At 62.7% G+C, this 11353-nt stretch carries 7 protein-coding genes (1 of these 7 cut by a window edge); all 7 read right to left on the bottom strand.

Features of this window, described 5'->3' with window-relative positions; translation table 11 throughout:
* Window positions 1-2371, bottom strand: the 5' portion of a protein-coding gene (locus tag IWY39_RS20830) for an efflux RND transporter permease subunit (RefSeq protein ID WP_107125381.1). Its footprint begins 788 nt before the window's first position; only the first 2371 of its 3159 coding nucleotides appear in the window; its start codon is at window positions 2369-2371; its stop codon lies beyond the left edge, outside the window.
* Entirely contained in the window at window positions 2361-3605 is a 1245-nt protein-coding gene (locus IWY39_RS20825; RefSeq protein WP_107125380.1) for an efflux RND transporter periplasmic adaptor subunit, read from the bottom strand. The genes IWY39_RS20830 and IWY39_RS20825 overlap by 11 nt, the downstream gene beginning before the upstream one ends.
* Window positions 3605-4873 (bottom strand): TolC family protein, encoded by a 1269-nt coding sequence (locus tag IWY39_RS20820; protein WP_107125379.1) that lies wholly within the window; start codon window positions 4871-4873, stop codon window positions 3605-3607. Before IWY39_RS20820 ends, IWY39_RS20825 begins: the two co-directional genes overlap by 1 nt.
* A gap of 57 nt (window positions 4874-4930) precedes the next feature.
* Window positions 4931-5344: a hypothetical protein gene (locus IWY39_RS20815; RefSeq protein WP_107125378.1), complete on the bottom strand. Its 414-nt coding sequence runs from the start codon at window positions 5342-5344 to the stop codon at window positions 4931-4933.
* Between the two features lie 195 nt (window positions 5345-5539).
* On the bottom strand, window positions 5540-7933 hold the full coding sequence (locus tag IWY39_RS20810) for a TonB-dependent receptor (protein WP_107125377.1): 2394 nt from the start codon (window positions 7931-7933) through the stop codon (window positions 5540-5542).
* A gap of 221 nt (window positions 7934-8154) precedes the next feature.
* Window positions 8155-9639, bottom strand: a complete 1485-nt coding sequence (locus IWY39_RS20805) for a carotenoid oxygenase family protein (RefSeq protein WP_107125376.1) — start codon at window positions 9637-9639, stop codon at window positions 8155-8157.
* Window positions 9640-9725: 86 nt separating this feature from the next.
* Window positions 9726-11348, bottom strand: a complete 1623-nt coding sequence (locus IWY39_RS20800; protein WP_107125375.1) for a GMC family oxidoreductase — start codon at window positions 11346-11348, stop codon at window positions 9726-9728.
* Between the last annotated feature and the right edge of the window lie 5 nt (window positions 11349-11353).

Below are 11353 nucleotides of genomic sequence, written 5' to 3'. Positions count from 1 at the left end.
TCTCTTCGGGCAAGCGGACAATCACCGGAAAGCGGCGGTCGCCCTCAAACATTTCGCCCGCTTCCTTGCCGCCGATGGAAATGGCCACGACATTTTGAACGTCACCCACATTGAGGCCCAGGCGCGCCAGAGCGGCGCGATCGGGCGTGATTTGCAGCACCGGCAGGCCTGTCACCTGCTCGACACCGACATCCGCCGCACCGTCTATCTGGCTGACGACCTCCTCGACCGATTGTCCAATGCGAAGCAGTTCGTCGAGATCGTCGCCGAATATCTTGATCGCGACATCAGCGCGGACCCCCGATAAAAGCTCGTTGAAGCGCATCTGGATCGGCTGGGTGAATTCATAATTATTGCCCGGTATCTGCTCGACCGCTTCCTGCATTTCAGCGACCAGCTGGGTGCGCGGCTTGCGCGGGTCGGGCCAGTCCTTGCGGTCCTTCAGCATGATGAACGTGTCGGCGACCGATGGCGGCATCGGGTCGGTCGCGACCTCCGCCGTACCGATCTTGGCCACGACGCGCTCGACTTCGTGAAAGCGCTTGAGCCGGGATTCAACCGCTTTCTGCATCCCGATCGCCTGGGTCAGGCTGGTGCCGGGGATGCGCAGCGCGTGCATGGCGATATCGCCCTCATCCAGATTGGGGACGAATTCCGATCCCATCCGGCTTGCAGCAAAGCCTGCAAGCAGCACAAGGCCGACAGCGAGCGCGACAATGGCTTTGCGCAATTGCAGCGCCCGTTCCAGCGCGGGTTCATAGATGCGACGCGCCCAGAGCATCAGGCGACTTTCCTTCTCCTCGACCTTGCCGGTGACGAACAGGGCGATGGCAGCGGGCACGAAGCTGAGCGAAAGGATGAGCGCAGCTGTCAGCGCCATGACGACGGTGATCGCCATGGGGTGGAACATCTTGCCCTCTACCCCGGTAAGCGCGAAGATGGGAACATAGACCAATGCGATGATGAGGACGCCGAACAGCGACGGGCGGATCACTTCCGACGTGGCAGAGGCGGCCAGCGCGAAGCGCTCGTCGCGGTCGAGTAGGCGGCCAAGGCTGTGCTGCGCCTCGCCATAGCGGCGCAGGCAATTTTCCACGATGATCACCGCGCCATCGACGATCAAACCGAAATCGAGCGCGCCAAGGCTCATGAGATTGCCCGACACCCCCGCCTGCACCATGCCCGTGATGGTCATCAGCATCGCAATGGGAATGACGGCCGCGGTGATGAGAGCGGCGCGGACATTGCCGAGCAGCAGGAACAACACGACGATGACGAGCAAAGCGCCTTCGAGCAGGTTTTTCTCGACCGTCCAGACTGCCCGTTCGACCAGATCGGTCCGGTCATAGATCGCGACCGCTTCGACCCCGGCGGGCAGCGCCTTGGCCGCCTGATCCAGCCGCTCCGCCGCTGCGCGCGCGACCACGCGGCTATTTTCGCCCGCCAGCATGACGACTGTGCCCAGCACGACTTCCTGCCCGTTTTCTGTGGCGGCACCGGTACGCAATTCCTGACCCATACCGACATCGGCGACGTCATTGATGCGGATCGGCACGCCGCCGCGATTGGTGACGATGATGGATTTGAGGTCTTCAACGCCCCCCGCCTGCCCCGGCACCCGGACCAGATATTGTTCGCCATAGCGTTCGACATAGCCTGCGCCGACATTGGCATTGTTGCGGCCCAGCGCCTCGACCACATCATCGAGCGCAAGCCCATAGGCCGCCATCCGGTCCGGCAACGGAGTGACATGATATTGCCGTTCATAGCCGCCGATGCTGTTGACTTCAGTGACGCCCGGCGTGTTGCGCAATTGCGGGCGGATGACCCAATCCTGCAAGGTGCGCAAATCCTCCGCATTATAGGGCGTGCCGTCCACCTTGCGCGCGCCCGGTCTGGCCTCCAGCGTGTACATGAAAATTTCGCCAAGGCCGGTCGCGATCGGCCCCATTTCCGGTTCGACGCCGGGCGGCAATTGCGATCGCGCGGTCTGCAACCGTTCGTTGATCAGCTGGCGCGCGAAATAAATGTCGGTGCCATCGGCAAAGACGGCAGTGACCTGCGACAGGCCGTAGCGGGAGATGGAGCGTGTATAGTCCAGCCCCGGCAGGCCCGCGATCGCCGTTTCGATCGGAAAGGTGACCCGCTGTTCCGCCTCCAGCGGCGAAAAGCCGACGGCTTCGCTGTTGATCTGCACCTGGACATTAGTGATGTCCGGCGTCGCGTCGATCGGCAGCCGCTGAAAGCTCCATATGCCAAGTGCGCAAAGCACAAGCACGGCAGCCAGCACCGCCCAGCGCAAGCGGATGGCGGTGGTGACGATACGTTCGAGCAGCGGGGGCTGGCCGGCGGCGATGGCCTCAATGGTCATGGCTGGCTCCCGACTTATCGATGTCGGCGCGGATCAGGAAAGCGCCATCCGTGACATATTCGGTGCCGGGCTCCAGCCCGTCCAGCACTTCTGTCCATTCCGGCGTCCTGCGGCCCAGTTCGAGCATGCGGACTTCATAGCTGTTGCCGACCTTGGCATAGACGACATCAAAATCGCGAAAGCGCTGGATCGCCTTGGTCCGCACCGCCAGCTTCGCCTGCGTTTCGGCAACGGCGAAGGCGCCTTCCACTCCCATGCCGGGGCGGAACTGATCGGCTGCGGATTCGGGCAGATGGACATGGGCGAGCAGGGTCTGGCTGGCCAGGTCTGCGGTCGGCAATATCGCTTCCACTGAGCCAGTCAGCCGGGCCGCACCCGACAAACTGCGTAGCGCGACCTTCTGCCCTACCCGCACCCTTTCAGCGTCGCGCGGATAGACGAAAAATTCGGCATGCAGCTTGGCCGGATCGGCAATCACGAACAGCGCCCGGTCCCCGGTCATGTCCCCAATATTGGCATTTTTTTCCACGATGATGCCGCTGATCGGCGCAGTGACGGCATAGGTCTGGAGCGAATGGCTGGATTCGACGCGCAGCAGTGCCTGGCCACGCCGCACAGTCTGCCCCAGTTCGCCGTTCATCGACATGATCTGCCCAGGCAGTCGGGCGCGGACGTCGGCCTTGCCTTCAGGCGTGATTTCGATGCGACCCGACAAGTCGATCAATTCGGCGATCGAGGCTGGCCCTGCCCGTTCGGACCGCACCCCGCCCGCCCGCGCAGCGTCCGCGGCGATGGTGGTCCGGCCTTCATAGGACGCATAGCTCCATTTATGCGTCCGGCCAGCTTCGGCAGCCATGACCTTTACATCGAAACTATGCGGTTCTTCCACAGCCCCGCGACCACGCAGAAAATCATCTTGCGGGGAGAAGGCAAATCGATCGATCTTGCCGCCCAGCCTGGTCAGTTCGACACTCAGTTGAACATCTTGCGGCCTGACCGGCTTGTCGTCACGATAGGCGTAGACATGGAATTCGGGTTCGGCGCCATCTTCAAAGATGCTGATTTCAACCGCGAAATTGCCGTCGCGCAGCATCCGACCGCGATGGGGACCGCGCTCTTCCTCGGCCTCTTCCGCGCCATGCTCCTCATGATCGTGCGAGGGCGGGGCTTCGCTACACCCGGCGAGCCAGGTGGGGGCGAGCAGCAGGGCCGCAAATTTCAACAAGGGGGACATCAGCGATTCTCCGCGCTGGCAAGAAGGGGGGCGTGGCGACCGGTCAGCCGATCAAGCCGTGCGCCGTCGAGATGGTAGGATTTGAGCAGGGCGATGCGGCGATCATAGACATTGATCATCGCCTCCTGTGCCTGCGTGACTTCCAGGAAGGTGAAAGCGGTGCCGCCGCGATTATAGCCGTCGCGCACCAGCACGACCGCGCGTTCGGCGCTCGGCAGAACCACATTGTCGATCTTGTTGATTTCGCGCACGATCGTCGCGCGCTGCGCCAGCAGCCGGTTTATGTCGCGCGTCGCCTGCACCCGCAGCACCGCGATTTCGGCTTCGACGACACGGCGTTCGGCTTGCGCCTGCTCGACATTGCCGCGCTGGGCGCGCCGACTGCCAAGCGGGATGGAGCCGCCGACCACGATGCTGACATCATTGCCCTGCCCATAATGGCGCAGCCCCGCGCGCAGGACCGGATCGGCAGCGCTGTTCGCCTCCGCCAGTCGCGCGCGCGCCGCCGCCGCATCACGCTCTGCATCGAGCAGCGCGACATCTATGGGCTGTGCGTCGGCGGCCGGATCGGGCGCCAGGCGGGAAAAGCTGCTGGTATCGATCTCCACGTCGCCCTGCGCGCCCCACCATGCGGCCAGCGACATGCGCGCAATCCGGGCAGCCTCAATCGCCTGTTCATGGGCGATGCGGGCCTGCGCCACGGCGGTGCGGGCGCGCTCCAGCGCGAACAGGGGATCGAGCGCGCGCGCGACCCTGCGCGCCACTTCCCGCTCCAGTCGTTGGGCGAGCGTCAGCCGTTCCAGCGCAACGGGGATTTCGGCTTCCGCCGCCAGCGCCTCCACCCAGGCGGTCTGCGCCTGTGCCAATATGTCGAGTTGGCGCAGGCGGCCGCGCTGGTCGGTCACATCGCGGTTCAGCCGCGCAGCGCCGATCCGCGCCTCCCGCTTGCCACCGCGTTCCCAGGTCCGCTCATACCAGGCGGTCGTCTGGGTGCTAGCGATCGGCGTGTAGGGACCGGTGCGGGCCAGATCCTCCAGGTCGACGGTGACGACATCCTGGGGCCGGACCTCCGCCTGCTTAATGGCGGCGCTCGCCGCGTCATGTTGGGCGGCAGTCACGGCAACGCCGGGATCGGCCTGCGCCACGCGCGATAGCGCATCGGCAAGCGTCAGCCCCTGCGCTGCCAATGGCGGAGCGGGAAAGAGAGCGCTGGCAAGCAGCATGATGGTCAGGCGCGGAACAGCGCGCGCCTTAAAATATCGAAACATGAAACAGGCTTTCGCTATGCGACGTGGATCAACCCGCGCCGCATGGCGACCGCAGGTTCAGACGCGAAAAGCGAACAGCCTGGGTGGGCGCTCTTGCCCCTGAAAGGCGGAGTCCGGCTCTACCTGATCAATCATCATGGCGGGCGGCGCAAAGCGCGACGAGGGCGCAGCAAGTCCTGCCTGCGTGAGCAGGATGAGGCCGGACCCGCTATCGCCATGATGGTGATGACTGTCAGGCAAGCGATCGGACTGCCCTTCTTCCTGCTCGCCATTGACATCATGGTCGGCGTCATGCGCCTCTTCCACAGTCAGAGCGCTTAACAGGAGATGCCCATGGGCCTGGGCCGCGCCGGGCGCATGCTGCACCTTATCGATCATCCGCGAAAGGCCCATGCCCGCAAACAGGGCCAGCAGCGCAATGCACAGCAATGCGACCAGGCGAGCATGCAGGGAGAAGCGCGAGGCGGGCATGGCGTCAGCCTATCCAGCCAAGCAGGGCGGCACAAGTCTCTGTCGATCGCAAGGCGTCATCGTAAATCGCGTTCATGGGGCCGGTAGCAGCATATCCTGCCGCCCTGCCCGACCAAAGCCGTCGCGGCATCAGCCTGTCATGCACGGCAATGGCCAGTCGCCTTGTCCGGCGACCGGCCATTTTTGATGCCTGTGTCAGAAGCTCTTTTTCGCGGTGATCATCCATTCGCGCGGCCGGCCGACCACGCCGGAAACGACGCCGAAGCTGCCGACATTTTCCGCCTTGCCAGCATAATAATAGCTATCGAGCAGATTGGTGACCCCAAGGCTGAGCGACCAGTCCTTGTCCGGTCCCTGATAGGTCAGGCGCGCATTGACGAGATGCGGCGGATTGATCTGATTGAAGGCATTGTTGATGGCGTTGTAAAAATAGTTGGAGCGCCAGGACCAGTCGATACGCGGTGTCAGCGTGCCCGATCCGGCCAGATCCGCTTCATACTGGATGCCCGCCGACAATTGCCATTTGCTGATGAAAGGCGCGATCATATTTTTCGTCACCAGCGTCGCGGGATTGGTGATCTTCTTATAGTCAAAGTCGAGATAGCCTGCGGACGCATCGATCGACAGGCCGTCGGTGGGACGAAGCGATGCTTCCAGTTCCCAGCCAAGGACGCGCGCGTCGCCCGCGTTGGACGGGACCGAGCAGGAAAATACGACGCTTTCCGGGCACTGATAGCGCACCAGCTGCATATCCTTGTAATCATTGAGGAACACAGCACCGTTCAGCCTTAGCATCCGGCCCATCAGGTCTGCCTTGAAACCGGCTTCATAGGTCGTCAGCTTTTCCGGGCCGAAAGTCTGCACCTGATCGGGGGCTGAAGGACGCGGGTTGATGCCGCCGCCCTTGAAGCCGGTCGATACCTGCGCATAGGTCATCAACTGGTCGTTCCAGCGATAATTCACGCCCAGACGGTAATCGAGGCGATCGCCCTTGAACGTGCCCGACAGTCCGTCAAGACCGGCCAGCAGGAAGTTGGGCGTGAAGAAAGCGCCGCTGGGCAGACTGCCGTCGATATTCCGGCGCGAATAATTATAGGTTTTCTTGTCGTCAGTGTAGCGCAGGCCCGCGATCACGTTGAACGCATCGGTGACATGGAATTCGGCATGGGCGAAGGCCGATGCACTGCGGTTCTTGACCACGTCATCAACCAGGAAATCGAACAGGAGCGTCGGGATGGCGCTGCGCCCTGACAGAAGATCGGTCGCCTTGTAATAGAAGCCACCTACGGTCAGGTCGACCGCATCGTTGAAATTGGCGCTCAGGCGCAATTCCTGCGTGAATTGTTCATGGCTGTAGTTGAACTGCTGCAGCAATATGGCGAGCGGCGAGCCATCCACGTCGATCGCGCTGGTGCCGTCCGCCTTGCGATAGCCGGTGATCGATTTGAGCTTGAGCATGTCGGACAGATCATAGTCGATCGTCCCGGCAATGCCCCAGCTTTTCACCGAGCTGGTCGGGCTGGCGGAGAAGCCACCGGGTGCGACCTGGGTCGGGATGCCGAACACGGTCGTGTAATTGCCGCCCGTCGCATAATTGGCGTAGGAGGTGTAGCTCTTCGACGCGGTGATGAAGCGGCTGTCGAACGGAATGCCGGCCGTAGGATTGCCCGGCACATAGCTGCGCACCAGCGGGTTGTTGGCATAGAGCAATTTGGTCGCGACCGCTTCGCTATTATCCTTCGACACGTCGGCGACGATGTTGACTTCCAGCGGGGAGCCGACCGGCGCGAAGCGCAGCGCGGCGCGCAGAGCCATGAGGTCGATGCCGCCTTCGGTGCCAACCTGGCACCCCTTGTCATTGGTGCCGGTGGGCGCGATGCCCGACGCGGGATTGACGCAGCCATAGTCCAGCAGTTTCATATAGCCGTCGACATTTTTCGACACGCCCGACACGCGCAGGAACAGGCTATCGCTCAACGGGATGTTGGCGCTGCCGCGCAGTTCCAGCCGGTCATAGCTGCCATAGGTCGCTTCGATGAAGCCACCCGCTGTTGCGTCGGGCTTCTTGCTGAACAGCTTGACCGCGCCGCCGACACTGTTCTTGCCAGCCAGCGTTCCCTGCGGACCGCGCAGCACCTCGACCCGCTCCAGATCGGTGAGGTCCATGACCGCGCCATAGGTCGTGCCATAATAAATATCGTCGATATAGATGCCCACGCCCGGCTCCAGCGCGAAGCTGGAATCCAGCTGGCCCACGCCACGGATGAAGGCCGTGACGGAATTGCCCTGAAGGCTGGTCGCGGGAGCCAGAGCGACGTTGGGAGCGAACTGGCCAAGGTCGGTGACGCTGGTCTGGCTGCGCGCGGCAAGGGTTTCGCTGGACACCGCAGTGATCGCGATCGGCGTGTCCTGCAAATTCTGCTGGCGAAACTGGGCAGTGACAATGATGTCGGCGGACTGGTTCGACTGATCGGCGGCCTGCTCCGGCGCGGATGCGTCCTGGGCCAGTGCGGGACCAGCGGCCATCGCGGCCATCATCGCAATGCAGGCGGCATTGCTGCGAAATGCAGACTTCCAGATATGTGACATTATTTTCCTCCCTATTGTCAGTCAGCAAGGCAAAGGGGGAGGATCACCGGACCGCCCATGGCGATGCCGGTCCAGGCGACGCTTATGCGTCTGCCTTTCCTGCCGTCCTCTGATCCTGCCTGCCCGACTGTTCTGCTCTGACAGTATTTTTGGAGGGGGCGACGGATAAGGCCCACCCCCTCCTCTTCGATAAATAACGATCGTTACGATTTGTCAAGCCGTCACGCGGCTTCACTGTCCACATTCTGGCGCGCATTCGCCAATTGCCGGGCCGATACCCATGCGCCATGAACCTGCGCGCGCATCGGCATGGGCATGGGCACGCGAGCGATCGGCCCGGCCGCAATTGCGCCGGCCTCCACCACCCAAAGTTCGGACTTGAAATCCGCCTCGCCTGCCTGCCGGTCGACGACCATCAACAGCCAGCCTTCATGGTCATCCTGCGTCGATGGCACATGGACCGGTTCGCTGATCGCCATGCCCGGCTCCAGCCCCATCATGTCGATACGACCATTGCCCGGTTCGATCCGCAACAGCGCGTTGAACGCAACCCCTACAGGTCCGCCGGGCAAAGGTGGCCCGCCTTGCGGGTTCATCGACAGATACCAGGCCGCCCGATAAGGCCGCCCCTGATCCGCGTCGCGCAGCCGTGGCATGTCGCCGGGCGGACCAACCAGACGCTCCTCGAACATGTCACCCTCCTTCGACAGGTCGAAGGTCCAGCGGGTCAACCCGCCCTGTATATCCCGCTGGTCGCGTTGGATGCCGCCCGCCTCGCGCATGAAGCCGAAGGCATTGGTGTCCGACAGGCAGAGATCGAGATGGACGAAGCCGTCCTCCTCATAGGCGTTCACAAGATGGAAGGCAGAGACGCCATTGCGTCCCTTGAACCAGCGCATCTCCTCTACCTTGCCATAACGCGGCATGATGCCGACCCAGCTTTCCAGATCCTGCTGGTGCGCCCAGTGCGCGCCGCCCGCTTTCAAGCGGTCGAGATCGGCCGTGGTGGGGAAGATCGGGAAAATGGCGTAATGTTCGGTGATCGCGAAATCGTGAATGGTCGAGCAATAGGGCTGATCGAACCATTGTTCGCTGATCAGTTTCCCGTCGCGATCAGCGATCGCATAGGAAATTTTGGTCGAACACAGACCATCGGCCTCATAGCCGAAGAAGAACATTTCCCCGGTTTCCGGGTCGACGCGCGGATGGGCCGTGAAGGTCTGGGATTTGAGCGCACCATAATAGTCAAAGCGGCCCAGCGTCTCCAGCGTGTCGGGATCGACCTGATAACCCAGGCCGTCCTCCTTGGTCATCAGCAACCGACCGCCGTGCCAGACCGGGGTGGTGTTCGCCACGGTGCGATCGCGACCCGCCACGCTGGCGTCGTCGGTGAAGGGATTGCGATACTGGCCGAACAGGGCGCGCCGCGCATCTTTTTCCAGCCGGTATCGTTCGGTTTCGACATAGCGGATCGCATAATCGACCTTGCCATCATGGATCGCGAATTTCGCGACCATGCCATCGCCCGACAGCACGATGTCATCGTCAAACATCGGCGGATGGGCAGGGTCCGGCACGGCCCGGAAGAAGGCGCCGTCAATTTCCGCGGGGATCGTCCCGATGACGTCCAGATTGCGGGCGGACCATTCGATGCCCACGGGCGTATTCAGTCCGACGAAATGGATGGTCTGGGGATAGTTTGGCATCGCCCTGGGTTCCTTATTCTCTCCTGAAACACATACTAACATTCGTTACTATTATTGCAAGCGCAGAATGTATGCCGGGGCAACCATCATCCTGATGGCTGCGTATTGCGACGCAGCGTCTTGAGGACATGATCGGCCCCCTTGTCACCGATCATGATTGCCGTCGCATTGGTGTTACCCGCCGGTAGCGACGGCATTACCGAAGCATCGGCGACCCACAGCCCCTCCACGCCGATTACGCGCAAATCCTGATCGACCACCGCAGCGGGATCGTCCCGACGACCGATCCGCGCGGTCCCGACGGGGTGATAGAGCGGGATGGACGCCATCTTGACATAGTCGCGCAGTTGCTCCGCTCCGGCCAGCGCCGCGCCGGGTCGCAGTTCGCTTTTCACATGGGGCGCGATCGCCGACTGGCGCAAAATATCGCGGGCGATAACGATGCCTTCGACGATCTGTTCTATGTCCAGTTCACTGTCGAGTTGCCGATGCGCGATGACGGGGGGCGCCAACGGATCGGGCGAACGCAGCGTGATCCGCCCGCGATGGCTGGGCCGCATCAGCCCCACGAGCGTCGAGACGGAAGGATTTTTGCGCAGCATCAACCGACCCCGCTCGTCAAAGTCGAAGGCGAAGGCGGCAAAGCTGATCTGGAGATTGGGCACGGGCAAATCCGCCCGGCTTTTGACGAAGGCCTGCGCATGGCCGATCGCCGTGGTCAACGCACCGCGCTTCGCCAGCGCATAGCGCAGAACCTGCCACGCGCCGCGCAACCCCTGTGCGTCGCTGTTCAGCGTCGCGCCATCGACTTCATTGACGACATGGGTACCGACATGATCCTGCAGATTGCGGCCCACGCCCGGCAGGTCGCGCACCAGGTCTATGCCCATCTCCGCCAGATGATCGGCCGGGCCGATGCCCGACAGCATCAGCAGGCGCGGCGTGTTCATCGCCCCGGCCGACAATATGACGCCATGGCGCGCACGCAATGTCTTTTCGACGCCATCCTGACGATAGACGATGCCAACCGCGCGATTATCCTCGATCAGCAGCCGGAGCAGTTGCGCCTCCAGCAGGATCGTCGGCGTCTTGCCGCCACGCCGTTCATGCAGATAGCCGCGTGCCGAAGAACAGCGCGTGCCGTTGCGTTGGGACACCTGGACATAATCGACGCCCTCGGCGCTTTCGCCGTTCAGGTCTGTCGAGCGGGCGATGCCCGCCTGTTGCGCAGCCGCAATCCACTGGTCAGTGATCGGATAGCGCGCGCGCCCTTCCGACACGGCGATCGGTCCGCCGGTCCCGCGCCACGCATCCGCGCCGCGTTCATTATCCTCCATCCGCCGAAAATAGGGCAGCACCGACGCATAGTCCCAGCCATCGGCACCCAACGCCGCCCACCGGTCATAGTCCCAGCGGTGACCGCGAATGAACATCATGCCGTTAAGAGCGCTTCCCCCGCCCAGCAGCTTCCCAGCCGGCCAGATGTCGGCGCGTCCGCCCAGCGACGGATCCGGTTCGACCTGATAACACCAGTCATAGTCCGGATTCTGGACGATCGAACTGGTCAGCGCAGGGACGCGCGAACGCATATGCCGATCGGTCTTGCCCGCTTCTATGAGGGTGACGGCCAGCCCGGCTTCCGCCAGCCGCCCGGTCATCGCAGCCCCGGCAGATCCGCCGCCCACCACGATGATATCGCTCTGTTCCATGTATG

Origin of the sequence: Sphingobium sp. JAI105 (assembly GCF_015752145.1) — a bacterium.
GTDB classification, from domain to species: Bacteria; Pseudomonadota; Alphaproteobacteria; order Sphingomonadales; family Sphingomonadaceae; genus Sphingobium; species Sphingobium xenophagum.
Note: the sequence above shows the minus strand (reverse complement) of the source record. Positions and strands in the feature narration are given on the sequence as shown.

Bases quoted from the DNA above. Each gene is read 5' to 3' on its own strand.
- IWY39_RS20825 (WP_107125380.1), bottom strand. From the start codon at position 3,605: ATGTCCCCCTTGTTGAAATTTGCGGCCCTGCTGCTCGCCCCCACCTGG.
- IWY39_RS20820 (WP_107125379.1), bottom strand. From the start codon at position 4,873: ATGTTTCGATATTTTAAGGCGCGCGCTGTTCCGCGCCTGACCATCATG.
- IWY39_RS20815 (WP_107125378.1), bottom strand. From the start codon at position 5,344: ATGCCCGCCTCGCGCTTCTCCCTGCATGCTCGCCTGGTCGCATTGCTG.
- IWY39_RS20810 (WP_107125377.1), bottom strand. From the start codon at position 7,933: ATGTCACATATCTGGAAGTCTGCATTTCGCAGCAATGCCGCCTGCATT.
- IWY39_RS20805 (WP_107125376.1), bottom strand. From the start codon at position 9,639: ATGCCAAACTATCCCCAGACCATCCATTTCGTCGGACTGAATACGCCC.
- IWY39_RS20800 (WP_107125375.1), bottom strand. From the start codon at position 11,348: ATGGAACAGAGCGATATCATCGTGGTGGGCGGCGGATCTGCCGGGGCT.